We start from the raw sequence: 25196 nt of genomic DNA, 5'->3' as shown, positions 1-25196 counted from the left end.
AACGCCCGCACCGAACATCGAAGGCCCCCGGAAATCTCCGGGGGCCTTCGGTTTTCAGTAGCGGGGACAGGATTTGAACCTGCGACCTCTGGGTTATGAGCCCAGCGAGCTACCGAGCTGCTCCACCCCGCGTTGCTTGATCCACGGTACACGAGTCACAGCCGTCACCGGAAATCGGCGCGATACAGTCGGCTCCAACGACAGCCCGTCAACACCGCATCGCACCAGGAGGCACCTCGTGACCGGAAATCTCGTCGAGTACACCGTCACCGACCGGATCGCCGAGCTCACGCTCAACAGGCCCGAGGAGGCGAATGCGATCGACCTGGCGACCGCGCAGGCGCTGCTGGCCGCCGTCGAGCGCGTCGCCGCGGACGACGACGTGGATGTCGTGCTCCTGCTCGGCGCGGGACCCCGATTCTGCGGCGGCGGAGACCTCGCGGCGATGGCCGCGGCCGCCGACCGCCCCACGTTCCTCGCTGAGCTCGCCGGCGCTGCGCATGACGCCGTCCGAGCATTGGACGCGCTGGCGAAGCCGGTGGTCGTCGGTGTCCAGGGCGCGGCGGCCGGGGTGGGACTGTCGTTCGTACTCGGTGGGGACATCGTGGTCGCCGGTGCATCCGCGAAGTTCGTGACGGCCTACACGTCGGTGGGCCTCACGCCCGACGGTGGCCAGTCGTGGCTGCTGCCCCGCATCGTCGGGCAGCGCCGGGCGCTCGAGCTGATCCTCACGTCGCAGCCGCTGACGGCGGAGCGCGCCCAGGCGCTCGGGATCGTGTCGACCGTGTGCGACGACGACGATGTCGCCGCGTCGGCGCGCGCGGCCGCGGCCGCGTTGGTCGGTCGGCCGGCACATGCGCTCGGAGCCGCCCGCCGGCTGATCCGCGCATCCTGGGCTCACACGCTGGGCGAGCATCTCGACATCGAGGCCGCGGCCGTCGCCCACGCATCCGGCACGCCGGAGGCCACGGCCCTCATCGACCGATTCGTGGCGAAACGCGGCGCGTGACCGCCTTTCCGGTGGCGCTGTGAACCGGCCCGTCGACTATGTAGCGGTTACCGAGCGTATGTAGCGGTTACCGAGCGGCGGAGGACCGCAGCCGCGCGGCGACGTCGGCGGGCAGCGGCCGGGACGAGGCCGTGCCGGTGTCGACGTTGACGTACACCGACTCGACGCGCGCCACGGCGGCGCCGGCACGGGTGATCGCTATGTGCAGCTCGAAGCTCGAGGTGCCGACGCGCACGCACGCGACGTCCACGTCGAGGGAGTCGTCGAATCGGGCGGGCGCGGAGAACGTGAGGTTCGCGGACACCACCGATGGATCGGCGCCCGCTGCCACGAACTCCGGGTACGTCCAGCCGAGCAGCCGCAGGTACTCGGTGAACGCGACGTCGGCGATCTCCAGGTAGCGAGCGTTGAACAGGAAGCCCTGGCCGTCCACCTCGTGGTACCGGACGTGATGCGTATACGCGTGCACGGCCCTCCTCCACATCATCACCAGCACCCGGTGAACGACGAGAAAACCCCCGGCAGCGTCGCTGCCGAGGGCTTCTCACGTGGTAGCGGGGACAGGATTTGAACCTGCGACCTCTGGGTTATGAGCCCAGCGAGCTACCGAGCTGCTCCACCCCGCGTTGGTGATCACAACGTTACGTGAGCGGGACGATGAATTCCAAATCGCCTGAACACAGGGGGTTTCGGGCCCGCCGGCCGCCGACGGTGCCGGGCCGCCGGCCCGGCACCGTCGTACCCGTCACTTGGGCGCCTGCGCGCTCTCGGCCGCCGTCAGCTTGGCGACGGCCTGGCCGAGCTTGTCCATCGCCTGGCCGATCGCCACCTGGTCGCCGGACTTCTGCGCGGCCACCACGGCCGCCCACGCGTCCGACACGGCCTTGACGGCGGCACGCACCTCCGGCGAGTCACCAGCGCCCGGCACCGTCGCCGTCGGGGTGCCGCCGGCCTGTGCCGGCACCGGGGTCTGCGCGGGCGCGACACCTTCCGCCGGTCCCCCGGCGACGCCCGTCGCCGCGGAGCCGAGCGCCGAGTCGACGCCCAGGTAGCCCGCCTGCTTTAGCGCCTGCGCCACCGTCGGCTGGTAGCCCACAGTGCTGGTGACCGGGTTGAGCGCCAGCACCTTGATCAGTTTGGGCGGGTCCTTCTCGCCGGTGCTCGCGTACATCGGCCAGAGGTAGACGAGCCCGCCGTCCTTGAGCACGATCGATTGCATGTTGCCGTACCGCGGGTTGATCGCGGTGATGTTGGCGCGGTCGTTGGTGATCGGCGCCGACGCGTTGATCAGCCCCGCCGCGGCCTTGGGCCCCGGCACCAGCCCGCCCTTGACGAACTCGCGGAGGGTGATCTGGCCGTACGTCGACGGCGACGACGACACCGACATCTGCGCTGCCAGGTAGTCCTGATCACGAGCCTGCATCAGCGACGACAGCTGGAAGTAGCCATCCCCGTTCTGCAGATTGGACGCCACCGAGTAGTACGGCGCCTGCGCGGAGCCCTGGTCCGGCGTCCGATCCGGCGAGTCCGACATCTGCCAGAGGTTGTTGCCCTGGCGGAAGCTCGTGGGGTTGGTGGTGTGGTACTTCTGCAGCAGGAAGCGCTGCACCTCGAACAGGTCCTCGGGATAGCGGAAGTGGTCCGCGATCGCGGGGGGGATGGCCGAACTGGGCTCGATCACCCCGGGGAACACCTTCTTCCAGGCGTTGAGCACGGGATCGTGATCATCGACCTGGTACAGGTGCACCGTGCCGTCGTACGCGTCGACGGTGGCCTTGACCGAGTTGCGGATGTACCCGATCTGCTCGTCGGGCTGGGTGCGGGTGCTGCTGGGCAGAGCGCTCTGCGGCTGCTGCTCCTGATCCGGCTTCGTGGTCGCATTCGCCAGCGGCGTGGGCTCCGCGTACGGGTATCTCGGCAGGGTCGTGTAGCCGTCGACGATCCACACGATGTGGCCGGTGGCCTGGTCGATCACCGGGTACGTCTTGGTGTCGGTGGTCAGGAACGGCGCCACCTGTCGCACGCGGTCACGCGGGTCGCGCAGGTAGATGATCTTGGACTTGCTGTCGATATCGCGATTGAACAGCAGGTTCCGCTCGCCGAACTTGATCGCGTACGCCAGCCGTCGCGACCAGCTACCGATCGAGACCCCGCCGGCACCGTCGTAGGAGGTGTGGTCGCGGTCGTTGTCGTACTCGCGCGGCTCGCCCGCACCCCCGACGATCGAGTAGAAGTCGGGGTCGGAGCCGATCACCTCACCGAAGTAGATCCGCGGCTGGGTGACGGTGATCTGCTTCTGGGCGCCCGGTGCCGTGGAGACCGGGATGCCGTTGGTCGTCATGACCGGCAGGCCGCCGGCCGACCCGAGGTTCGCCTGCCCGGCGTCGGACAGGACCTCGTTCACCTGCCCCGCCGGCGCCGCGAGAAACCCGTTGCCGTGGGTGTACACCAGGTGCCGGTTGGCCCAGTCGGTGGGCGTCTTGCTCGGATCCAGCTCGATCGCCGCGACCAGGTAGTTGGTCAGCTTGCCATCGGTGACGTAGCGGTCGACGGCCAGTTGCTCGGGCACGGTGTAGAACTGCTTGAGCTCGTTGCGCTTGCTGAATGCATCCGACACCACCGACGGATCGAGCAGGCGGACGTTCTGCAGCGACGCGCTGTCGGCCGGCGTGATGGTCTGCAGCTGGTCTTTACTCGCCTTCCCGAAGTCGCGCACATACTTGATGTCGGTCAACCCGTACGCCTGTTTGGTGCCCTCGAGATTGCGCTGGATGTACGGCGTCTCCTTCTCCAGGCTGGGGTTCACGGAGAAGTACTGCACGGCCTGCGGCCAGCCGAAGCCCACCACCAGCGACGAGAACAGCATGAGGACGGTGGCGATGGCCGGCACTCGGAGGTCGCGCATCACGACCCCGGCGAAGAACGCACCCGCGCAGATCACCGCGATGCCCGTGAGGATCGCCTTCGCGGGCAGCACCGCATGGATGTCCGCGTAGCCGGCGCCGGTGAACATCCGGGAACGCTCCGAGTACACCAGGTCGTAGCGGTCGAACCAGTACGCCGCCGCCTTGGTCAGCAGGAACGCGCCGGCGATGGTCGCCAGCTGGATCCGTGCGCCGCGCGCGAGCCGCCCCTCCCGGCCCGCGAGCCGGATACCGCCGAACACGTAGTGAGCCACGAGGTTGGCCAGGAACAACACGATCAGCCCGGCGAACAGGAACGTCAGCACCAGGTGCACGAACGGCAGCGTGAACGCGTAGAAGCCGATGTCCTTGTGGAACTGCGGATCCTGGATCCCGAACGGCACGCGGTGCAGGAACAGCTGGACCGTGCGCCAGGACGCCTGCCCGAAGATGCCGCCGATCAGGCCCACGAGGATCGACGGGATCAGCCCGAACGTCTTGATCCTGCTGGTCACCACCGCGCGGTAGCGGACGACGGGGTCGTCGGTGGGCGACGGCAGGAACGCGGGCCGCACCCGGTACGCGAGCCAGAGGCCGAGGAACGTGGCGAGCCACATGAACAGGCCCGCGACGAAGAACAGCACGAGCCGCGACAGGACCACCGTCCGCAGCACCGACGCATGGCCGACGGACGCGAACCAGAGGAAGTTGGTATAGAGGTCCACGAACTTGGGACCGATCAGAAGGACCGCAAGAAGCACCACCGCAATCGCGATGAGGATCTTGGCCCGGCGGGAGAGCGACGGGATCGACGTCGCACCACGATTGCTCACGCGCTCCACTGTACGGATCGCGCTGTCCGATTCCGGTTACGGGCGCTCGGTGTCCAGTCCGGATGACGGTGGCGGGCCGTCGTCCGGACGTCGGCGGGCCGCCCCACCCGATGCGGGCGCCGGACTTCGGCTACCGGGTGCGAAGATTGCCGCGTGACCCACAGCGACTTCGGAACCTATCGCGAGGCGTCCCTGGGCCGGGCGGCCGCAGAGGCCATGGAGTTCGTCGACCCGCGCGGATGGGGCCAGCCGCCGCAGCTGTTCGCGCTCGTCCCCACCTCTCTGCTCGCCCAGAGCCAGCCCGAGTGGGCCGACATGCTCGACGACGGCACCGAGCTGACCCTGATCGAGCAGGAGCCCCTGCCGGGTGACCCCGCGGGCGCCAGCGCCGAGCTGGACCACGTCCTCGGCACCACGACCTGGCCCGACGAGGTGGTGGGGTGCGCGCTCGTGCAGGAGGTCCTGGTGCTGCCGCCCGATGCGGAGGCCGATCTCGACGGCGCTCTCCTGGCCGAGTTGCATCGATCCGACCCGGCCGGCAGCGATCCGTCCGACGCGGACCGGGCAGCGCGCGAGGTCGCACACGAGCACCCCGGCCGCCGGCACGCCCGGATGTGCGCGGCGGTCCTGCGCGACGGGCAGCGGATCACCCTGCTGCAGCTCCGCCCGCAGGACGAGGACGACCCGTTCGCGCACGAGGACATCCTGCGCGCCGACGACATGGCACCGGGGCTCATCGACGGGCTGCTCGCGACCCTCGACCGGGAGGACTAGATCCGGGCCGGCAGGCCGGACCGGTAGCGCGCGGCCTCTGTCAGCAGGCCGGGGCCGGCTTGCCGGCCCGCACCAGCGCGAGCGACGACACGGCGTCCGTCAACGACTTCACGCGCACCAGCTCCAGCCCCTTGGGAACGTCGGTCTTGGCCTCCGCGCAGTTCTGATCGGGCACCAGGAACACCGTGGCGCCCTTGCGCCGAGCACCGAGCAGCTTGTGCGTGATCCCCCCGATGGGGCTGACGGTGCCGTCCTCGGATATCTCGCCGGTGCCGGCGATCGTCTTGCCCCCCGCGAGGTCGGTGGGCCCCAGCATGTCGACGAGCCCCAACGCGAGCATCAGCCCGGCGGACGGTCCGCCGATGTCCTGTACGTCGAAGCCGATGTCCAGCTTCGAGTCTGCCGGGACCGGGCCGACCTCGATGCCGAGCATCCCCTTGGACCGGTCGTCCGATCGTGCACCGAGCACGATCGGCACCCGGATCGTGGCGCCCTCGCGCGCTACGGTGAGCGTCACCGTCGAGCCCGGTGCATGCGCCGAGACGTCCGCCGCGATGTCGGCGACGGCGGTGATGCGCTTGCCGTCCACCGCGGTGATCACGTCCTGCGGCTGCAGCTTGCCGTCCGAGGGGCCCTTGACCTGCACGGAGTCGACGCCCGGCGCGGTCGGGATCGACAGGTACTGGAGGGCGGCGACCGTCGCTGAGGCCTCCGACCCGACGAACTGCTCGCGGCTGGCTTCATCGGTCTGCTTGCGGGTCTGGGTAGGCGGGAAGTACTCCTCGCGCGGCGCGATCTGGTGGTCGCCGCTGAGCCAGAAGCCGAGCGCCTCGAATAGGTTGAGTCCGTCGTTGAGGCTGACGGTGGTGAGCATCAGCTCGCCCGACGGCTTGCGCACCGCGTGACCGCTCACGGTGATCACCGGTTTGCCCTCGTACTTCCCGAGGGTGTCGGCGGTCGCGCCGGGTCCGACGGCGACGAACGGCACCGTCACCGTCATCCCCACCAGTATCAGCACCAGGAACGGCACCAGCGCGACCAGGACGATCACTCCGCGGTTCTTCACGCGGCCAGAGTAACGACGTACGCTGTGTTGCCCGTGTCCGCCCGGAGAGTCCCGCGCTCCCGGACCTCCGGTGTTCGCCCAAAGCGTGACGCGGAGCGACGCGGGCTCGGGACGCGGCAAGTACCGTGGACGGTATGAACGACGTGCCTTTCGGGTTCTCCGCCGGCGACGACCCCGACGACGCCGAGCGCCGGCGCCGCGAGGAGGAGGCGCGCGGCCGGTCCGGGCAGCCGCAGAACCCGTTCGGATTCGGCGGCTTCGATGCCGACCCGAACCAGCCGTTCGATCCCTCGCAGCTGGGTGCCATGCTCAGCCAGCTCGGGCAGATGATCTCGGGCATGGGTGGCGCGATGGCCAATCCGGGTGCCGCAACCGGTGACCCGGTGAACTACCAGCTCGCCTCGCAGCTCGCGCGGCAGACGCTGGGCCGGCACACGCCGGTGTCGGACGGCCAGCGCAGGGCCGTCGGCGACGCCGTACACCTCGCGCAGCTGTGGCTCGACGAGGCCACGGTGCTACCCGCCGGGCCGCAGAAGACCGAGGCGTGGACGCCGGTGGACTGGCTCGAGAAGACGTTGCCCACCTGGAAGCGGCTGTGCAATCCCGTGGCCGAGAAGGTGTCGGGCATGTGGGTGAGCGGGCTGCCCGAGGAGGCGCGCGAGATGGCCGCGCCGATGATGGGCATGTTCTCCCAGATCGGGTCCATGTCCTTCGGCACGCAGCTCGGTCAGGCGTTGGGGCACCTGTCGAAGGAGGTGCTCACCTCCACCGACATCGGGCTGCCGCTCGGCCCCGTGGACGCGCTCGCGCTGCTGCCCGAGGCGATCGAGACCTTCAGCAAGGACCTCGAGCAGGCCGACCAGGAGATCCTCGTGTTCCTCGCGGCGCGCGAGGCGGCGCACCAGCGGCTGTTCTCGCACGTGCCGTGGCTTCGGCAGCGGTTGCTCGCCAGCGTCGAGCAGTACGCACAGGGCATCCACCTCGACATGTCCGGCATCGAGGAGCTCGCTCGGAACCTCGACCCCAGCGCGCTGGCCGATCCGGCCGCCCTGGAGCGGCTGATGTCGGAGCAGTCTGCGGCGCTCGAGCCGCAGGCCACCCCTGAGCAGAAGGCGGCGCTCACACGGCTGGAGACGCTGCTGGCGTTGATCGAGGGCTGGGTCGAGACGGTGGTACATGCGGCGCTGTCCGAACGCCTGCCCGGCGCGGATGCGCTGCGCGAGACGATGCGCCGCCGGCGCGCATCGGGCGGGCCGGCCGAGCAGACGTTCGCGACGCTCGTCGGCCTCGAGCTGCGGCCCCGCAAGGTCCGCGAGGCGGCCACGCTCTGGCAGCGACTGCTCGACGCCACGTCGCTCGAGCAGCGCGACGGCGTGTGGGCGCACCCCGATCTCATACCCGACGCCCACGACATCGACTCCCCCGCCGGCTTCATCGACCGGATCGTGGGCGGCTCGTCGCTGGACGACCCGATCGCCGAGCTCGAGCGGCAGATCCAGGCCGAGCAGGCCGGTGGCTCGGCGGGCAAGGGCGATCCAGACAAGGGCGACGCGGACGGGCCTGAGAAGCCCGGCGACCAGTCCTGATACCGCTATCCACAGGCACCGCAGCCTGTGGATAGCGGGAGTTCTGTGCGGCGTTCCGGGCGTGAGCGCGTGCGATAGTGCGCGTATGACAGTTCTGTCCGACGGTGTCGGCACGTCCGGGCCCGACGGCGCCGAACGCGCACCGATGTGCGCCGGCCGCGCGACGGGGCCCGGCGGGGCTCGGCGTCGCCTGCGGGTGGCGCCGCACGCGACCGTCGTCGTGCGGCCGCCGTCCTTCGTGCAGATCGGCGTGTCTGGCGACGGCGCGCCCCTGCTGGCCGTGCCACCCTGGCTGGCGCCCGACGCCGCGGCGGCACTGGTGCGCTGGCTGCAGACCTACCGCGGCTACGACGAGCTGCTGCGCCGCGCCGCGGACTCCGGCCTCTCCCCCGACGAGACGGCCGAACTGGTCACCGCGCTGGACGCGGCGGGCGCGATCGAGTGGTGGCAGGACCCGACGCCGCTGCACGTGCACGTACACGGCCGCGGTCCCGTCGCCGATGCGCTGCTCGCCGAGCTGGACGAACGGCCGCAGGTACGCGTCACCGTCGTCACCTCGCCTGCGTGGGACCCCGTCGATCGAGTCGTGGACCTCGTGCTGCTGACCGACGCGATCGTCGTCGATCCCGTACTCGCGCAGCGCCTGATGCGTGCGCGGGTCGCGCACCTACCGGTGCGGCTGCGGGACGGTGCGGGACTGGTGGGCCCGCTGGTGCTACCGGGGGTCTCGCCGTGCCTGCGGTGCCTCGACCGGGCCCGCGCCGACATCGACCCCGCATGGCCGACGGTGGCGTGTCAGCTGACGGGGCGCCCGGGCCGGGCGTCACGGCCGACGGTGCGTCTCACCGCGGCCGTCGCAGCGGGCCAGGTCGACCGGATCGTGGCGGCCCGCCCCGCACTCACCGTGGCGCCCGCCGCCACGGCAGCGCCCGAGTCGCTCGGCTGTACCTTGGAGATCGACACCGGCCGCTGCGGTGTGGCCACCCGGCGCTGGGCGATGCACCCCGGCTGCGGGTGCGGGCGTGCCCCGGCGCACCGACGCGGCTGAGCGAGAGCATTCTCCGGGGCCTGGCCTCGCGGAAGAGGGAGGACTCGACACGCCATGTCGGAGATCACGCGTGGCAGCGCGCGGCGCACCGCCAAACTGGCCGGGCTGCCGCTGGGGATGGCCGGTCGCGCGGCCAAGGGCTGGGGTAAGCGCATCGCCGGCGCCGACCGGGACGAGGTGAACGCCGAACTGCAGGCCAAGGCCGCGGAGCAGGTGTTCCAGGTGCTCGGCCAGCTCAAGGGTGGGGCGATGAAGCTCGGCCAGGCGATGAGCGTGATGGAGGCGGCCGTGCCGCCGGAGTTCGCCGAGCCGTACCGCGAGGCGCTCGGCAAGCTCCAGAACGAGGCCCCGCCGATGCCGACCGCCACCGTGCACCGCATGCTGGCCCAACAGCTGGGGAGCACGTGGAGGGAGCGGTTCACCTCGTTCGACGACACGGCCGCCGCGTCCGCCAGCATCGGCCAGGTGCACCGCGGCGTGTGGGCCGACGGGCGCGACGTGGCCGTCAAGGTGCAGTATCCCGGCGCCGACGAGGCGCTGCGCGCCGACCTGAAGGCGCTCGGACGGCTGTCGGCGGTGCTCCGGCCGCTGACGCCTGGCGCGGATGTGAAGTCGCTGGTCGAGGAGCTGTCGGACCGGACCGAGGCGGAGCTCGACTACCGCTATGAGGCCACCAACCAGCGCAAGTTCGCGAAGGCGTTCGCCGGCGATCCCGCGGTTCTGGTGCCGCGGGTCGTAGCGAGCGCGCCCAAGGTGATCGTGAGCGAATGGGTCACCGGGCGACCGCTGCGCGAGGTGATCACCGGCGGCACGCAAGCCGAGCGTAACGACGTCGCCGCCAAGCTGACGGAGTTCGAGGTGAGCGCGCCGTCGCGCGCCGGGCTGCTGCACGGCGACCCGCACCCGGGCAACTTCCTCGTGGCCGACGACGGCCGCCTCATAGTGCTCGACTTCGGGGCGGTGGCCGAGTACCCGGGCGGCATCCCGCCGGCGGTGGGGCGGATCCTTCGGCTGGCACGGGACGAGGACTACGACGCGCTGTTCCCGCTGCTGCGCAGCCAGGGCTTCATTCCGCCACGACTCGAGATCACGCCCGAGGACATCCGCAGATACCTCGCCCCGTACGTCGACCCGCTGCGGACCGAGAGCTTCCACTTCACGCGCCAGTGGCTGATGCGGGTCGCGAACACCGCGACCGACGTGCGCAGTGAGCAGTTCCAGACCGGCCGCAAACTGTCGCTGCCGGCGGAGTATGTGATGTTGTTCCGGGTACTGCTGGGGATGGTGGGCATCTGCTCCCAGATGGACGCGGAGGCGCCCTACCGCGCCATCGTCGAGCGCTGGACGCCGCAGCTCGACGACTGACGCCTCGCACACATGAGCGCCGCCCCCGCGGATGCGGAGACGGCGCTCATGTCGGGCGACGCGCGTGCATCACGCCGCCGCGTTCTTGCGCGGCCGCCCGCGCGGGCGCTTGCGGGCGATCACGACACCCTGGTCGAAGATCTGGCCGCCCCACACGCCCCAGGGCTCGGCGCGCTCGAGCGCCGCTGCCAGGCAGGCACGCTGCACCGGGCACGCCGCACACAGGCTCTTGGCCCGCTCGAGGTCGGTCGGGGTCTCCGCGAACCACATATCAGGATCGCCTGCGCGGCAGGGGATCTCGTTGATGCTGCGGACTTCTGGGACGACAGCTTGGTCGTCCAGGATGGTTGACACTTCGTTCACCTTCCACCCCGTCGGGGGTGGCCTGTTCTCTGGCGCCGGTGAGGCGCACGAATGGATACGGAGGTGCGCGAACCGTGTAGGAGGCGGGCTTCGTCGGCCCCGCGCCGATGGCGCGACGGTGCCGATGTCGTGGCCCGAGAAACCACGGGTCCGCGCTGACGCAGACTCCGTGGGGAGAGGCCGGGGGCTGGATCACCCCGGGCGTCGGGGGCTCACCCCTGACGCGACTCCAACACGGGACGCGACTGCAGTTCTCGCTCGATGCCGATGATCGACCGGTGCCGCAGTTGCCACAGCTGTGGCATCCGGGGCGGGTACACGGAGTCGGAGGCATTGCGTCGAACGAGCGCTACGGCTGCGGCTGCGGCTGCCCCCTCGGTGACGGTGAACTGCTTGGCTGCAAGTGCGTTGTTCATTTTCTTCATGCCTCCTTTCGTGCGTACGGTCATCACGGCTTCGGCGAGCGGCGGCCGTCAGTCGGCCGGCGCGTCGTCCCGTGCGGTGTCATCCACAGTAGGCGCGCGGTAGTAATCCGCACAACCTATTTTCTACCTGCGGTTTTCCGCCTCAGACGTGCTCCTGGACCAGCGCGAGCACCTCGTCGCCGTACTTGTCCGCCTTGGTCGCACCGATGCCGTTGATCCGGACCAGCGCGGTGCGGGTGCGGGGCTGGTGCTCCGCTATCGCGAAGAGCGTCGCGTTGGAGAAGATCGTGTAGGGCGGGATCTTCTGCTCGCTCGCCTGCCCTGTGCGCCACTGCTTGAGCGCGACCAGCAGCTCGTCGTTGAGATCGGACGGGCAGTCGTCGCACCGCGACCGGAGCTTCTCCTCGCGGGTGTCCAGGATCGTGCCGCACACGCGGCAGGTGTCCGAGGTGCGGCGGCGGCCCTTGCTCGGGCCCGCGCCCGACGGTGCCGGGGCGCGCCGGTCACCGTCGGCCTCCGCGGAGACGACGTCGAGGAACCGCGTGCGCTTGCGGCCGCGCCGCCCGCCCTCGTTGCGGGCGAGCGCCCACGACAGCTGCAGGTGCTCGCGGGCGCGGGTGACGCCCACGTACAGCAGCCTGCGCTCCTCCTCGATGGGCTCCTGCTCACCCTTTGCGATGGCCTGCGCGATCGGGACGGAGCCCTCGGTGAGGCCGACCAGGAACACCGCGTCCCACTCGAGGCCCTTCGCGGCGTGCAGCGACGACAGCGTGACGCCCTGCATCGTCGGCGGGTGCTTGGCGTCCGCACGGGAGCGGAGCTCGGCCAGCAGCTCGACCAGCGTGAGCCCGCCACGCTCGGCCAGCAGGTCGCGGGTCAGCTCGACCAGCGCCCGCAACGACTCCCACCGCTCGCGGGCGCGGGCGCCGTCGGGCGGCTCGGCGGTGAAGCCGAGCCGCTCCAGCGTCGCGGACACCAGCTCGACCAGCTCGTCGCCCCCAACCGTGCCGGATTCGGTCGCCTGACCGGACAGCTCGCGGATCGCCTGGCCGATCTCGGGCCGCTCGAAGAACGAGCTTCCGCCGCGCACCTGATACGGGATACCGGCCTCGGTGAGCGCGTTCTCGTGCACGGCCGATTGGGCGTTGATGCGGTAGAGGATCGCGATCTCCGAGGCGGGGACACCCGCCGCGAGCAGTTCGGTGATCCGCTCGGCGACCAGCTTGGCCTCGGCGGGTTCGTCGTCGCACTCCTGATACCGCGGGCGCGGCCCGGCCGGGCGCTGCCCGATCAGCTCGAGCCGCGTGCCGGCGACCCGCCCGGTCGCCGCACCGATCACCCGATTGGCCAGCTCCACGACCTGCGGCGTGGAGCGGTAGTCGCGCTGCAGCCGGACGATGGTGGCGTCCTCGAAGCGGCGCGTGAAGTCCAACAGGTATCGCGGGCTGGCGCCGGTGAACGAGTAGATGGTCTGGTTGGCGTCGCCGACCACCGTGAGGTCGTCGCGCTCCCCCAGCCAGGCGTTGAGCAGCCGCTGCTGCAGGGGCGTGACGTCCTGGTACTCGTCGACGACGAAGCTGCGGTACCGGTCGCGGAACTCGTCCGCGACCTGGGGGTTGTCATCGAGGATCGCCGCGGTCATGAGAATGAGGTCGTCGAAGTCGAGCAGGCGGTTGCCGTCCTGATCGGTCTTGCGGCGCTCGTACGCGGCGTACACGTCGGCGACGGTGCCCGGCGCCAGCGGCGCGGTGCGCCCGACCTCGACCACCTTGGCGGCGTACATCTCGGGGGTGACCTCGGACGCCTTCGCCCAGTCGATCTCGGAGAGCAGGTCGCGGATGGTGTCGGTCTCGGGCCGCAGCCCGCAGTCGCGCGCCGCGCGGCCGACGACGGGGAATTTGTTGTCCAGCAGCTGCCAGCGGGTGTCGCCCACCGCGCGGGGCCAGAAGTACCGCAACTGCCGCATCGCCGCGGCGTGGAACGTGACGGCCTGGACGCCCGGCGCACCGTCACCGCCGCCCACGCCGAGCGAGCGCAGCCGCGCACGCATCTCGCCCGCCGCGCGGGAGGTGAAGGTGACCGCGAGGACCTGGCCGGCCGCGACGTGGCCGGATGCCACCTGGTGTGCGATGCGGTGCGTGATGGTGCGGGTCTTGCCGGTGCCGGCGCCTGCCAGGACGCAGACGGGACCGCGCGGCGCCAGCACCGCTTCGGTCTGCTCCGGGTCCAGTGCCACCGTTTCGCTCATAGGGTCGAGTATTCCACCGGGGCACGACAAGTATTCAGAACCTAAGCTGTCGTTTTACGCGGCGTGCGTTATCCACGACCCAGTCGACGGTGCCTGATACCACCGGGTAGCGGTCGGCGACGCCTGGCGCGTTCTCGATCACAGCCCGCACCGTCTCTGCCGCGATCTCCTCGAGTCCACCGCCATCCACCCCGAGCCGCCCTTCGACAACCGCGAAGCCACCCGGCGATACTCGGTCGACGTTTCTGGTTCCCGTGAACTTCAGCCCCAGGTCGTCGTCCGGTAGATGCGATCGCGTCGATACCAGGTCGTATACAGGCGACAACGTGGGGTGCCGGCCGTCCGGATAGATCAAGGACCAGTTCTTAAGGTGCGCATCGCCGTTCCCGATCGCGAGATTGAATGCGACCCTGCGCGCCCACTCCCGGAGCGCCCGCAGATCGGTGCCGCGGTAGCAGAGTGCAGCGACCGTCTCGAATGTTCCCTGATACTTCTCGGTGTCACCCGGGTACTTCCCGCGGACTTGTGCGAAGTCCTCGATGTGTATCCGCTCGCCGTCCGCGCGATCGAACCGTCGGACCGCGTAGGCATGCGCTTCGGACGCCTGCCACGCACCCGGCGGCAGCGGCCCCAGCTCATCACGGTGTACCAGCCGATGCTCCGGCACATCCAGGCCCGCCAGCTCGGCCAGCGACATCATCGCCGCTTCGTTGGCTGGGATGTCCGCGAAGCCGGTATCCGGCAGTTTCACGATCCACCGCCCCAGCACATCCCGTGCCGGGAGCACCAGCCGGTCGCCGGCCTGGACCATTGAGAACTTCATGCCGACACCCGCCAAGGAGAACTTCCACGGCCCAGGCGCCTCATCGTCCCACTGAGGCGCGACCTCGTCTTCGGTCCATTCGCGCGCAGTCCCGCCCTCGATGACGGTGACTGCCCCCGGGAGATCGTGGCCGATCTGAAGCAAGAGCTCGATCTCCCGTTGCGCAGAAACGCGCCGCTCCCGCGCGATCCAGTCGCGTAATCGTCCCTCCGGCAGGAGGTTCGAGAACCACTGAGGGAGCCGGAGCGCGCTCCGAGGTGACGCACCAGGGTGATCCTCAAACCACACGCCCAGGACACGCCGGTTCGCACGATCCCAGTAGTCATCGGCAAACAAGAAGCGCGTGACGTCACCGCGCTGCACGATGTCACCGATACGGTCGGGGCCGAGACGGACCTCGTGCCAGCGCTCGGGCAGACCGGTCACGCGTCTGGCCTTCCGCCGGCGAACTCCTCGTCTAGATCGAGTGCCAACAACGGGGGCGTATCGGGGAACCCTGCGCCGGTCCGGACTTGAATAAAGTCCCGCACTGTCTTCGCAACCGCCCGCTCCCGCTGCTCGACTGCTAGTTCCGGTGCATTTCGGAAGGTCATCGGGGCGTCAGTGGGCAATAGGTGCGAGGCGAGCACCGCACCAATGTCCGGACCACCAGGCATATTCTGTGTATCGAGCGCGGTGTCGAACCACTCCTCAGGCCAGAGATCGTCTGGAGTGAGAATAATCCTGTTACCGACCGAATTACGATGCTGCGAAGAGAGTCTGCGACGCGGCGCGATCTCCCACACGACCTGGGCGGGAGTGTCGTCTTCTCCCAAGGCTGCGTCGAGATCGGCGGCCGTCAACGGCTCCCCGGTATGGAGTGATCGTGGTCGGTGCGACCACAATGCGCACAGCATGATCTTGCTCGCGGCTTGATTCGTTCGGAACGCAGCTGCGTCGATGTCCGTGACCACTTCGTCGTCGCCGGCCACGACTGCGTCAAGCAGGCGCTGGATCGATCCGAACTCGTCCCCCGGATGAATCCGACGGGCGAGGGCTCGCACCGTCGACGTGTCTCCAGTCAGTCCGATACGCCGAGCACGAGAAGCCGCACGCCAGCACCACTGCGCAAGCAGCTGCCGGGTGCGGTCTTGTGGTTCAGGGAAATGCGCAAAGAAGCGCGTCACCGTCAGCATCAAAAATTGCTGCGGAAGGAACGCGATGTGGGGTACGCCGACCTCGCTATCCAGAAAGCCGATGGCGAAGCGCAGCGCAGCCTCCGTAGCCGCGAAGCTTGCAGCCTGGTCCTCATCGGGGAAATCCATAGAATTGCTACGTTCAGGCTCGAACTCACGCTGCGCCCGCCGGGTGATATCGGGGTTACGCCGCACGAGAACCGCTTGGTAAACGAGCTGTTCGGAGAGTCGCCCGAACGTGGTGGCCGCGGCAAGCCGGTCTGCGATCGAGCTCGTGGACCATTCGCCATCGGCGCCGTCGGCGCGGTTGATCGCGTCAAACACTTCGGAGGCCGTCAGCCGCTTGCCCGCATTGTTAACCCGGTCAAAGATCCGCCGGAGTTCACCCTCGTCCGTGCTCTCGATGACAGTTCCGGGCAACGTGAAGTCACGCAACCTTGTAGTCACGGACTGCAACTGCTCGGCGCGATCAGTTGCCTCCGGGTTGTTTTGCAACCACTGCACAAGACGCGTGATGCTGAAGAGATCAGGTAACGGAACCGCGATCTGGGCTCGAACATCGGCTGCACGGACGAAGCGATCGGTCTCGGGCACATACGACACGGCGAACGAGGGGTTCGCGAACGATTCTGGGGCGACAGCGTTGACGAGGCTGGTGATCCGCTGCTGGCCGTCGACCACCCACAGGGCGTCTTCGCGCACCCCCGCATGGAAGGCGAGACCGCCCAGCACCACGTCATCTGCCTCGGCGCGCCGCCGCCACAGCAGCACATTGCCCACCGGGTAGCCTCGCCGAATACTGTCGAACAGCTCGATGACGTCAGTGACCGTCCAGCGGAACGCACGCTGGAAGCGAGGTACGCGAATCCGTCCCGAACGAGCGTAATCCGACAACTCGCTGATCGTGTACGCCTCTGGCCGCGAGTTGGTCCTGTCGTCTGCCATGCCCCGATCGTAGGCGGCACTACCGACAACGCCGCAGATGTACAGGCGACCCGACCGCATGGGAAGAATTCACGACGCCCCGTGGTTGAGTACGGCCGTGAGCAAGCTGACGATGTATACGACCTCGTGGTGCGGTTTCTGCGCGCGCCTGAAGACGGGCCTGAAGGCCCAGGGCATCGAGTGGGACGAGATCGATATCGAGGCGGAGCCGTCGGCGGCGGAGTTCGTGGGGAGCGTGAACGGCGGCAACCACGTGGTTCCCACAGTCAAGTACCCCGACGGCACCACCGCCACCAACCCGTCGGCCGCGGACGTGAAGAAGAAGCTCGCCCAGCTGTAGCGCTCAGCCGCGCAGCGCGTACCGCACGGCGTCGGCGCGGGTGCGGAAGCCTGCTTTGGCGAACAGGTTGTTGATGTGGGTCTTGACGGTGGCCTCGCTGATCACCAGGTGCTCGGCGATCTCACCGTTGCGTAGCCCCTGGCCGATCAGCTCGAGAATCTCCTGCTCGCGGGTCGTGAACGACACGCCGGGCGCGGCCGGCCCCGCGTCGCGCACAGCAGGCGCGGTGTTGCGCGTGGCCAGCGCCACGAGCCGCAGCTGCACCGCCGGATCGAGGACCGTCTGCCCCGCGGCGGCCGTGCGCACGGCCTGCATGATGGCCTCGCGGTTGGCGTCCTTGGTGAGATAACCCACCGCCCCGGCGCGCAGCGCCGACAGGATCGACTCGTCGTCGTCGAACGTCGTGAGGATCAGGATCGCGACGCCCGGGTGCGCCGCACGGATCCGTTCGGTGGCCGCTACGCCGCCCAGCACGGGCATGTTGAGGTCCAGCAGCACCACGTCGGGGCTCCGGCTCCCGGCGAGTTCGACTGCCTCCGCACCGTTCGCCGCCGCTCCGACCACGTCGACGTCGTCATCGAGGTCCAGCATCACGGCCAGCGCGTCACGCACCGTCGCCTGATCGTCGGCCAGCACCAGCCTGATCGGGCGACCAGCGTGCACCGTCATCGGGGAATCACCGCGCGCACCTCCCACGTTCCGGACATCGTCGGCCCGGCCCGAAGGCTACCGCCGAGCAGCGCGACGCGCTCGGTCATCCCGGCCAGCCCGATCCCCGGGTCCGCGCTCCCCGCGTCGCCGGGCGGCAGCGGATTCCGAGCGGTCAGCGTCACCGCATCGTCGGCCGCCTCCAACCGGAGGTCGACGGTGGCCCCCGGGGCGTGCTTGGCCGCGTTGGTCAGCGCCTCCTGCGCCGCGCGGACGAACGTGTGCGCGGCCTCGGGCGCGAGGCCCGCCGGATCGCCGACGATCTCGAGCCGCGCCCCGTAGGTCTCCGCCATCGTGTGCAGCGCGTCGGCGACCCGCGGGGCGCCGTCGCGTAGGGCGTGCACGGCGCTGCGTGTCTCGGCGATGCTGTCCACCGCGAGCGTCCGGGCGCGGTGCACCGCGGCCATCGCCTCGTCGCCACGGTCCCGTCGGTAGAGCGTCTCGGCAAGATCGAGCTGCAGCGCGATGCCCGAGAGCGAATGCGCCACCACGTCGTGCACCTCGCGCGCGATCCGGCCCCGCTCCTCCAGCGCCGCCGAGTGCGCGTCGGATGCAGCCGCCCGGCGCGCGTCGACCGCCGCCTGCCGCGCGCTCGCAAGCGCCTCCGACTGGTAACGCCGCGCGATCCCGATGTACACGGGCAGGCCCACCGTGAGGCCCACCCACCACGGCCACTGCTGCGCCGCGTCGGCGTAGCTGCGCCCCACGAGCCACAACATGCCCGCGGACACCACCGCGGCGACCGCCGCGATGCCGACCGCGAGCCGCACGGAGCGGATCCGGAAGCCGCACGCGCCGCAGGCGAGATAGGGGAACAGCGCGGCGCCGACGGTCGCGTGTGCCAGCGGGTGCAGCACCGCGCCGCAGAGCGCGTACGCCATGAGCAGCGGGACCTGGAACCGTTGCGCGACGAGGTTCCAGCGGGTCACCACGATCAGTGCCAGGGCCGCTGTGACGATGAACAACGGCAGGGCGAGCGCGGGCGCGATGATATCGGAGTACCGCCAGCGTGCAGCGGTGGCCACGATCGTCGCGACCGCCAGCAAGGGGCGAGTGCCGAGGTCGCCGATGGCGTTGAACACCCGCAAAGCCCGACCACCACCGTCGAGCGGTGTCGGGTCGGGCCTGCCGGTAGCCATCGGAGCGACGATATGCTGCGCCGCCCGGTTCACGCCACTGCGGGAATCGCGGTCTGTACTTCCAGGGCGGCGCGGGCCGCCCGGACTCGGGCGACGTACCGGTGCGTGAAGTACGCGGGCACCCCGCACCCGACTGCCTGGTAGGCAACGCGCACCAGGGTCGGCGCGTCGAGGGCGTCGCAAGCGAACGCGGCGAACGCGGTGGCGGTGAAGCTCGCCGTCCACACCAGGGTGACAGTGGTGTTGACCTTGCGGAACGCTGCGGTTCCCCAGTACTCGCGCGGGGTCTGCCGCCGGGCGATCCCCTCGGTGAACGGCTGCCGCACGGCCAAGCTGAACCAGGCGATCGCCGCCAGCCACACCGACGACAGCGCACCGTCGTACTGCTCGAGCACGCTGTGCGGCGCGGCGAACGCGACCGCGGTGAGGGCTGCGAAGTACACGGCGGAGCCGAGGTCGAGGATCTGCGCGTCGACGGTGACCCCGCTGCGGCGGTCGCGCAGGATCGCCCAGCCGGTCGCGGCGAGCGCGACGAGCGCGCCCCACTGCCAACCGACGACGGACGAGAGGGCCGAGAAGGCGATCCACGGGACGAAACCTTTGATGTAGTTCATGCCGTAAACGCTATGGCGACGGCGCCGTCGAGTATTGGTCCCACAAGCGGAGATCCGGGTGGAGATTCCGGCTCCACCCGGACGCAGCGATCTCCACCCGCTGGCCCATGACCTGTGCAGCCGGCGCGCCTACCGTCGAAGGCATGCGAATCGTCGTCGACCTCAACCGGTGCCAGAACTACGGCCAGTGCGTGTACGCGGCTCCCGAGGTCTTCCACTTCTCCGGGCCCGAGTCCATCGAGTACGACCACGCGCCCGACCCGGGTCAGGAGGCCGCGGCGCTCCGTGCCGCCGTGGCATGCCCGATGGCCGCCATCACACTCGGTGAGGCGGCGGCGCTGTGACGCGGGTCGTCATCGTCGGTGCGTCGCTGGCCGGCGTCCGCTGTGCCACAGCTCTGCGCGCACACGGTCTCGCCGGCGAGGTGGTGCTGGTGGGCGACGAGTCGTACGCACCGTACGACCGCCCACCGCTGTCGAAAGCCGTGCTCGCCGGCCGACTCGGGACTGACCGACTGTGGCTACCGGCACCGTCGGGCGCAGACACGCGATGGTTGCTGGGCGCGCCTGCGACGGCGCTGGCCCCCGGCGCCGTGCTGCTGGCGGACGGCCGGTCGGTGGGCTACGACCGACTGGTGATCGCCACCGGCGTCCGGGCCCGGCGACCGGCGTGGGCCGGGCCGGACGTGCACCTGCTGCGCGGGATCGGCGACGCCGAGCGGCTGCGCTCAGCGCTGACCCCCGCCCGCCGGGTGCTGGTGGTGGGCGGTGGATTCACGGGCTGCGAAGTCGCTTCGAGCTGCCGCGACCGCGGTCTCGAGGTGACGCTCGTGCATCGCGGGCCGGCGCCGCTGTCCGGCGCGCTCGGGACCGCGGTCGGGTCGGCGATCGCCGACCGACAGCGTGCGCGCGGCACGGATGTGCGGACCGGCGTCACGGTCGTCGCGCTGGGTCCCGACGGTGCCGGGGGCTCCGTCGCGACGCTGTCCGACGGCTCGCGGGTGGCCGCGGATGTGGTGGTCGCCGCCACCGGTTCGGAGCCGAACACCTCGTGGCTCGACGGTGCCGGGCTCGCGGCCGGACCGGACGGCGTCGACTGCGCTCCGACGTGCCACGCGCTGGATCCGGCCGGCGAGCCGCTGCCGGATGTCTTCGCGATCGGCGACGTCGCTCGCTGGGAGCATCCGCTGTTCGGGGCCGGGCCGATGCGGCTCGAGCACTGGGGCAACGCGGTCGCGACGGCGGACACCGCCGCGCGCGGGATCGTCGGCTCGGCCCGTCCCTGTGCCGCGCTCCCGGCGTTCTGGTCCGACCAGTTCGGGATGAACGTCAAGAGCGTCGGCCTGCCGCACATCGCCGATTCGATCGTGCTGACGCAGGGTTCGTTCGTGCCGACCGCAACGGGCCGCCGCGACCCGTTCGTGGTCGTCTACGGGCGGGCGGGCGTCACCGTCGGCGCCGTGGCCGTGAACTCTCCGCGCGTGCTCGACGGATATGCCGCCCTGGTCGCCGAGCGCGCGCCGTTTCCACCGCCGATCGGCGCGGGCGACGCCCCCGCGAGCGCCGAAGTCCTCCCCTTCCACCCCGTGCCCGCCTTCGCGCGGGCCTGACGAGAGCCGCCCCGATGACCAGTGTGACCACAGCCCCCGACATCTTCGCCCGGATCCTCGACCCGGCCAACCGCCCCGATCCGTACCCGCTGTACTCGCAGCTGACCGGAGAGCCCGTCCACCGACTCGGCCCGCACGAGTGGTTGGTGACCGGCTTCGACGAGATCGGCGGGCTGCTGCGTGATCCGCGGATGTCGGTGCAGGACCCCGCGATCGAGCCCGACCCCGACGGCCCGCGCGGCTCCGACGGCAAGCCCTTCCGCGCGGGTTTCCTCTCCCTCGACCCGCCGCACCACGACACCCTGCGCGGGCAGGTCGCGGGCGAGTTCGGCAGGCGGATCATGGGCCTGCAGCCTCGGATCGACGCGCTGGTCACCGAGCTCGTCGACCGGATCGCCGCCGACGGTGTCCGCGAGGTGGACGTGGTCGAGCGGCTGGCGTACCCGTTGCCGGTGGGTGTGATCTGCGAGCTACTCGGCGTGCCGCGGTCGGAGGAGCCGGTGTTCCACTCGTTCGCCGAGCGGCTCACCCGCGGACTCGACCCGGACGACACCCTGAGCGAGACCGAGATCGCCGACCTCGCCGTGACTCGTGCGCAGTGGCGGGCCTACCTGATGCCGATGATCGCCGAGCGGGCCGCGAATCCCGGGGACGACCTGGTGTCGGCGCTGTTGGTCGGTGGCGACCCCGACACCCGGATGAACGCGCTGGAGCTGGGCGTGACGCTGGGGCTGCTGCTCATCGCCGGGCACGAGACCACGGTCAACCTGGTGGCCAACGGAACGCTGGCGCTTCTGCGGAATCCCCTTGCCCTCACCGCGTTCCGGGCGCATCCCGAGACCGCACCCGCGCTGGTCGAGGAGGTGCTGCGCTACGACCCGCCGGTGCAGATGACGCGCAGATTCGCGACCGCACCGGTACGCGTCGCCGGGGTCGACGTGTCCACAGGCGATCGGCTCGCGCTACTCCTCGCCGCCGGCAATCGAGACCCCCGCCACTTCGCCGAGCCCGACAGCTTCGCCCCCGGTCGCCCCGACCCTGCGCACCTGGCGTTCAGCGGCGGGCTGCACTACTGCCTCGGCGCCGCGCTCGCCCGCATGGAGGCGCAGGCGATGCTCACGGCGATCGCCGGCCGACTCGTCTGCCCTCGGCTGGTCGCCGACCCGCCCTACCGCACCAACATGACCCTGCGCGGTCCCTCGTCCCTGCGGGTCGCGTTCGACGAGGTGCAGCCCGCAGCGCATGCCACGTGAGGCGTCGCTGAGATCGACAGAATCTCTTCGCGCTCCATCCCGCGACCTGCAGGTTCGGCCGAAGAGGCGAAATTATTCTGTCGATCTCAGCGGCGTCACCTCGATGTCCGGCGCACGCAGGTGGTCCCCGGCCGCGACCACGCCATCGATCGCGGCGGCCACCCGCTCGAATGCGTAGAACACCTGGCGGTACGAGGCGCGAAACGGGAGGAAACCGGCTGTGTGCAGGGCGACGTCGCGATCGCGGTCCTCGTCGATCGCATCCCAGACCGCGTCTTCGGACGTGGAGTCGCACGATGGTCTCGGTGCCGGATTCGGCGGCGCCGTCCACCATCTGCAGCAGACGCTGCACCCGGCGCGGACGACCTCGAAGCAGTTCCTCTATCCGCGCGAGCGTCAGGAGCCGCCTGTTGACCACCGAGTCGAGGACAGCGACGAGCTCCTCCCCGTCGAGGCACCGGGTGGCGGCTAGGACGGCCGTCTCGACACCGTCGACGTGGTGCTGCGGCCCCGGCAACCGCTCGGCCTCCAGCGCCGAACAACGGTGGACCGCGGTGCCGGCGAACGGCCTGCCCCGGTAGCCGTTCGGCCGGACGTGGACGATCCGGCTCTGGCTCGGCGGCACCCAGACACCGTGGCGCGCAAGCGCCGACACCGACGAGACGACTCCGCCGGCCTGCACCGCCGTCGTGATCGCCTCGTCTGCGCTGCACGTGGCGAAGACCCCCGGGCACAGCCGCACCAAGGCATCACCGGCCACCAGCGTCCTGATCCGCGCGTCGTCGATGCCGATTCCCAGCAGCGCGCCCCGCTCCAGGATGCCGCCCGCCTCCGCGGCGAGCCGCTCCAGCTCTGGTTCCCCCATGGATCGGATGATGCCGCGCGCGACCACGCTCACCCGGGGCTCGAGCGCACTCCTGTGGATGGATCGGCTTCATCCACAGATTCACCCGGAAGGCGCACCGCCCCTTGACAAGGAGGTCACACCGCCGCCCACGCCTCGATCAGGCCACGGGCGATGGAGATGGAATTGGGCAGCAGCAGCGGCGAATCGGCGGCCTCGTCGGCCCAATCGCCGGCGGCCAGGGCCGCGCGGACCTCGGCGCGCGTGAACCATCGGGCCTCGGCGATCTCCCCGTCGTTGAACTGCAGGGGCGCGTCGCGATCCGCACGCGCCTCGAAGCCGAGCATCAGCGATCGCGGAAACGGCCACGGCTGGCTGGCGACGTAGGCGATATCGGTGGCCTCGATACCCACCTCCTCACGCAGCTCGCGCGCTACGCACTGCTCGAGGGACTCGCCCGGCTCGACGAAGCCGGCGAACAGCGAGAACCGGCGCTCGGGCCACACGCCCTGCCTGCCGAGCAGGACCGCGCCGGCACCGTCGTGCACCAGCGTGATCATCGCCGCGTCGGTGCGCGGGAACTCCTCCGCGCCGGTCGCGCTGTTCACCCGCACCCAGCCGCCGCGACCGGGCACCGTCGGCGCGCCGTCGACAGGCGAGAACGCTGCGCTCGCATGCCAGTTGAGCATCGCGATCGACGCAGCGACCACCGCCGCGTCGACGGGGGGAAGGCTCAGGCCGGCGAGCCGCAGGTCGCCCGCCGATCCGCCGTCGACGTCGGGCACCCGCACGGCGAACACCAGGCGGCCGTCGACGCGGCCCACCAGCACCGCGTCGTCGGGCCGCTGCGTCGAGACGTCCGCGCCGGGAACGTAGTCGAGGGCTCCACTCTCGGCGAGCGGGAACCGGCCACGGCGGTCGACGCGCACGACCGCGGCGGCGGGCCACGCCGAATCCAGCGCGTCGGCGTCGCCGCGGAGTTCGTCGGCACGATCGACGTGGTACCGGGACAGCAGCGGGGGCGAGGAGAGTTCGAAGGTGGGCACGGTCGCCATGTTAGGCCGCGGCCGCGGACGGTTCCGGGTCGCGGCTGACGAGCCATCGCGACGATCATGGCAGCCGCACCGACAGCGAGGACGAGGTCGATGAGGACGCCGTGGGTGCGGCGGCCGATGCGTTCCACGAGGTGGCGCGCGCCGATGGAGCCCAGCACCGCGGCGATGCCCATCACCGGCACCGCGACCCTGGGACCGTCCAGCCACACCAGGGCAGGCAGGAGCAGCAACGACGAGCCCGTCCCGACCACGCCGCTGAGCGCACCCGCGGCAATCGCGACGAGGAACACGAGGCCCAACGCCAGCATCCGAACCCCTTCGCCGACCGCCCGCGCCGCATGGCCGGGCGGCCGGGAACAACCCTGTACCGGCAGGTCGCCGAGGACCTGCGGAGCCGCATCGACCACTCGGAACCGGCACCCGGCGAGCGGCTCGTACCAGAGGCGCGGCTGGCGCCGGAATACGGCGTCAACCGGCTGACGATGCGGCGGGCGCTGGAGGAACTCGCTCGTGCCGGCGTGCTACGAACGGAGCACGGGGGTGGGCAGCTTCGTGGCCGTGCCGCCGGTGCGCCACCGAATAGACGACGGTGAGGCGAGCCTGTCGGAGTCGATGGCGCGCCGCGGGATCACGGTCCGCCATCGCGTCCTGGCGATCACCAGAGTGGAGCCGGATCGCAGCGCGCGGTTTCCCGACTGCGACGGTGGCGCCGTCGAGTTCCGCTTCATCCGGTATCTCGAGGACGAACCGTGGTCGGTCGGTACGGTTGCGTTGCCAGCATCGCTCGCACCCCTGGACTGGGACGGAAGTACCAGTGTGTTCGCGGCGATGAGCGCGCGGCACGAGCTGTCCATCAGGCGCTCCGAGCGCGCCTTCCGAGCCGGCCCCGCAACCCCGGACGACGCAGCGTGGCTCGGCATCGCCGTGGGGAGCGCACTGCTCGAACTCGAACTGCGCGGCCACAACGCCGACCAGCACGGACGCGTGATCGCCACCGTCGCGCATCGCATTCGGGGCGATCGCGCCGAATACGTGGTGGGGCTACCGCAGTAGACGTGGTGCGGCTACCGC

The 25196-nt window shown here is 70.4% G+C and carries 24 protein-coding genes and 2 tRNA genes; 12 read left to right on the top strand and 14 right to left on the bottom strand.

The window, feature by feature from the left end; genetic code table 11:
- Positions 1-58: 58 nt before the first annotated feature.
- Positions 59-132 (bottom strand) — tRNA-Met (locus ABD908_RS10835).
- A 106-nt stretch (positions 133-238) separates the two neighbouring features.
- Between ABD908_RS10835 and ABD908_RS10830 the strand changes: the two genes are divergently transcribed.
- A complete protein-coding gene (locus tag ABD908_RS10830) occupies positions 239-1009 on the top strand; it encodes an enoyl-CoA hydratase/isomerase family protein (RefSeq protein WP_344995015.1) in 771 nt (256 codons plus the stop codon).
- Between the two features lie 67 nt (positions 1010-1076).
- Here the strand turns inward: ABD908_RS10830 and ABD908_RS10825 are convergent, their stop codons facing one another.
- From ABD908_RS10825 to ABD908_RS10815, 3 genes are all read right to left on the bottom strand, one after another.
- Entirely contained in the window at positions 1077-1478 is a 402-nt protein-coding gene (locus tag ABD908_RS10825; RefSeq protein WP_344995012.1) for an acyl-CoA thioesterase, read from the bottom strand.
- A gap of 80 nt (positions 1479-1558) precedes the next feature.
- Positions 1559-1635 (bottom strand) — tRNA-Met (locus tag ABD908_RS10820).
- A gap of 119 nt (positions 1636-1754) precedes the next feature.
- Entirely contained in the window at positions 1755-4745 is a 2991-nt protein-coding gene (locus ABD908_RS10815; protein ID WP_344995009.1) for a UPF0182 family membrane protein, read from the bottom strand.
- 153 nt (positions 4746-4898) lie between these two features.
- On the opposite strand from ABD908_RS10815, the gene ABD908_RS10810 reads away from it, so the two are divergent.
- Positions 4899-5519: a PPA1309 family protein gene (locus tag ABD908_RS10810; RefSeq protein ID WP_344995006.1), complete on the top strand. Its 621-nt coding sequence runs from the start codon at positions 4899-4901 to the stop codon at positions 5517-5519.
- Between the two features lie 40 nt (positions 5520-5559).
- Here ABD908_RS10810 and ABD908_RS10805 read toward each other — a convergent pair whose 3' ends face one another.
- A complete protein-coding gene (locus ABD908_RS10805) occupies positions 5560-6585 on the bottom strand; it encodes a YlbL family protein (protein WP_344995003.1) in 1026 nt (341 codons plus the stop codon).
- 134 nt (positions 6586-6719) lie between these two features.
- Here ABD908_RS10805 and ABD908_RS10800 point away from each other — a divergent pair, with 134 nt between their 5' ends.
- The 3 genes from ABD908_RS10800 to ABD908_RS10790 all read left to right on the top strand — a co-directional run bounded on the left by ABD908_RS10800 (position 6720) and on the right by ABD908_RS10790 (position 10584).
- Positions 6720-8171, top strand: a complete 1452-nt coding sequence (locus ABD908_RS10800; RefSeq protein WP_344995000.1) for a zinc-dependent metalloprotease — start codon at positions 6720-6722, stop codon at positions 8169-8171.
- 85 nt (positions 8172-8256) lie between these two features.
- Positions 8257-9219: a hypothetical protein gene (locus ABD908_RS10795; protein WP_344994997.1), complete on the top strand. Its 963-nt coding sequence runs from the start codon at positions 8257-8259 to the stop codon at positions 9217-9219.
- Positions 9220-9273: 54 nt separating this feature from the next.
- On the top strand, positions 9274-10584 hold the full coding sequence (locus ABD908_RS10790; protein ID WP_344994995.1) for an ABC1 kinase family protein: 1311 nt from the start codon (positions 9274-9276) through the stop codon (positions 10582-10584).
- A 69-nt stretch (positions 10585-10653) separates the two neighbouring features.
- Here the strand turns inward: ABD908_RS10790 and ABD908_RS10785 are convergent, their stop codons facing one another.
- The 5 genes from ABD908_RS10785 to ABD908_RS10765 form a co-directional block, all read right to left on the bottom strand.
- Complete coding sequence (locus tag ABD908_RS10785; RefSeq protein ID WP_344994992.1) at positions 10654-10938, bottom strand: WhiB family transcriptional regulator; 285 nt, start codon at positions 10936-10938, stop codon at positions 10654-10656.
- A gap of 221 nt (positions 10939-11159) precedes the next feature.
- Positions 11160-11363 carry a hypothetical protein gene (locus tag ABD908_RS10780; protein WP_344994989.1) on the bottom strand — a complete coding sequence of 68 codons (204 nt, stop codon included), beginning with the start codon at positions 11361-11363 and terminating at the stop codon, positions 11160-11162.
- A gap of 151 nt (positions 11364-11514) precedes the next feature.
- A complete protein-coding gene (locus tag ABD908_RS10775; RefSeq protein WP_344994987.1) occupies positions 11515-13620 on the bottom strand; it encodes an ATP-dependent DNA helicase UvrD2 in 2106 nt (701 codons plus the stop codon).
- Positions 13621-13654: 34 nt separating this feature from the next.
- Positions 13655-14869 carry a type II toxin-antitoxin system HipA family toxin gene (locus ABD908_RS10770; RefSeq protein WP_344994984.1) on the bottom strand — a complete coding sequence of 405 codons (1215 nt, stop codon included), beginning with the start codon at positions 14867-14869 and terminating at the stop codon, positions 13655-13657.
- Positions 14866-16563 (bottom strand): GmrSD restriction endonuclease domain-containing protein, encoded by a 1698-nt coding sequence (locus ABD908_RS10765; protein ID WP_344994981.1) that lies wholly within the window; start codon positions 16561-16563, stop codon positions 14866-14868. The genes ABD908_RS10770 and ABD908_RS10765 overlap by 4 nt, the downstream gene beginning before the upstream one ends.
- A 112-nt stretch (positions 16564-16675) precedes the next feature.
- Between ABD908_RS10765 and ABD908_RS10760 the strand changes: the two genes are divergently transcribed.
- Positions 16676-16903 (top strand): mycoredoxin, encoded by a 228-nt coding sequence (locus ABD908_RS10760; RefSeq protein ID WP_385924420.1) that lies wholly within the window; start codon positions 16676-16678, stop codon positions 16901-16903.
- Between the two features lie 3 nt (positions 16904-16906).
- Here ABD908_RS10760 and ABD908_RS10755 read toward each other — a convergent pair whose 3' ends face one another.
- The 3 genes from ABD908_RS10755 to ABD908_RS10745 are packed head-to-tail and all read right to left on the bottom strand — an operon-like array spanning position 16907 to position 19364.
- Positions 16907-17572, bottom strand: coding sequence for a response regulator (locus ABD908_RS10755; protein ID WP_344994977.1), 666 nt, complete (start codon positions 17570-17572; stop codon positions 16907-16909).
- Positions 17569-18750, bottom strand: a complete 1182-nt coding sequence (locus ABD908_RS10750) for a sensor histidine kinase (RefSeq protein WP_344994974.1) — start codon at positions 18748-18750, stop codon at positions 17569-17571. Before ABD908_RS10750 ends, ABD908_RS10755 begins: the two co-directional genes overlap by 4 nt.
- Before the next feature lie 29 nt (positions 18751-18779).
- Positions 18780-19364, bottom strand: a complete 585-nt coding sequence (locus ABD908_RS10745) for a hypothetical protein (protein WP_344994972.1) — start codon at positions 19362-19364, stop codon at positions 18780-18782.
- A gap of 143 nt (positions 19365-19507) precedes the next feature.
- On the opposite strand from ABD908_RS10745, the gene ABD908_RS10740 reads away from it, so the two are divergent.
- From ABD908_RS10740 to ABD908_RS10725, 4 genes are all read left to right on the top strand, one after another.
- Entirely contained in the window at positions 19508-19708 is a 201-nt protein-coding gene (locus ABD908_RS10740) for a ferredoxin (RefSeq protein WP_344994969.1), read from the top strand.
- Positions 19705-20973, top strand: coding sequence for an NAD(P)/FAD-dependent oxidoreductase (locus ABD908_RS10735; protein WP_344994966.1), 1269 nt, complete (start codon positions 19705-19707; stop codon positions 20971-20973). The genes ABD908_RS10740 and ABD908_RS10735 overlap by 4 nt, the downstream gene beginning before the upstream one ends.
- Positions 20974-20987: 14 nt before the next feature.
- Positions 20988-22226 carry a cytochrome P450 gene (locus ABD908_RS10730; protein ID WP_344994964.1) on the top strand — a complete coding sequence of 413 codons (1239 nt, stop codon included), beginning with the start codon at positions 20988-20990 and terminating at the stop codon, positions 22224-22226.
- Positions 22227-22509: 283 nt separating this feature from the next.
- Positions 22510-22698, top strand: coding sequence for a hypothetical protein (locus ABD908_RS10725; protein WP_344994962.1), 189 nt, complete (start codon positions 22510-22512; stop codon positions 22696-22698).
- 509 nt (positions 22699-23207) lie between these two features.
- Here the strand turns inward: ABD908_RS10725 and nudC are convergent.
- A complete protein-coding gene (nudC, locus tag ABD908_RS10720) occupies positions 23208-24125 on the bottom strand; it encodes an NAD(+) diphosphatase (protein WP_425584368.1) in 918 nt (305 codons plus the stop codon).
- Positions 24126-24226: 101 nt separating this feature from the next.
- On the opposite strand from nudC, the gene ABD908_RS10715 reads away from it, so the two are divergent.
- Positions 24227-24718 (top strand): winged helix-turn-helix domain-containing protein, encoded by a 492-nt coding sequence (locus ABD908_RS10715; RefSeq protein ID WP_344994956.1) that lies wholly within the window; start codon positions 24227-24229, stop codon positions 24716-24718.
- Complete coding sequence (locus ABD908_RS10710; protein WP_344994953.1) at positions 24666-25178, top strand: GntR family transcriptional regulator; 513 nt, start codon at positions 24666-24668, stop codon at positions 25176-25178. Before ABD908_RS10715 ends, ABD908_RS10710 begins: the two co-directional genes overlap by 53 nt.
- The last annotated feature ends 18 nt before the right edge of the window (positions 25179-25196 follow it).

Source organism: Tsukamurella soli, from assembly GCF_039541155.1.
Taxonomy (GTDB): domain Bacteria; phylum Actinomycetota; class Actinomycetes; order Mycobacteriales; family Mycobacteriaceae; genus Tsukamurella; species Tsukamurella soli.
The sequence above is the reverse complement of the archived record's forward strand: the minus strand, read 5'-3'. Positions and strand labels throughout refer to the sequence as shown.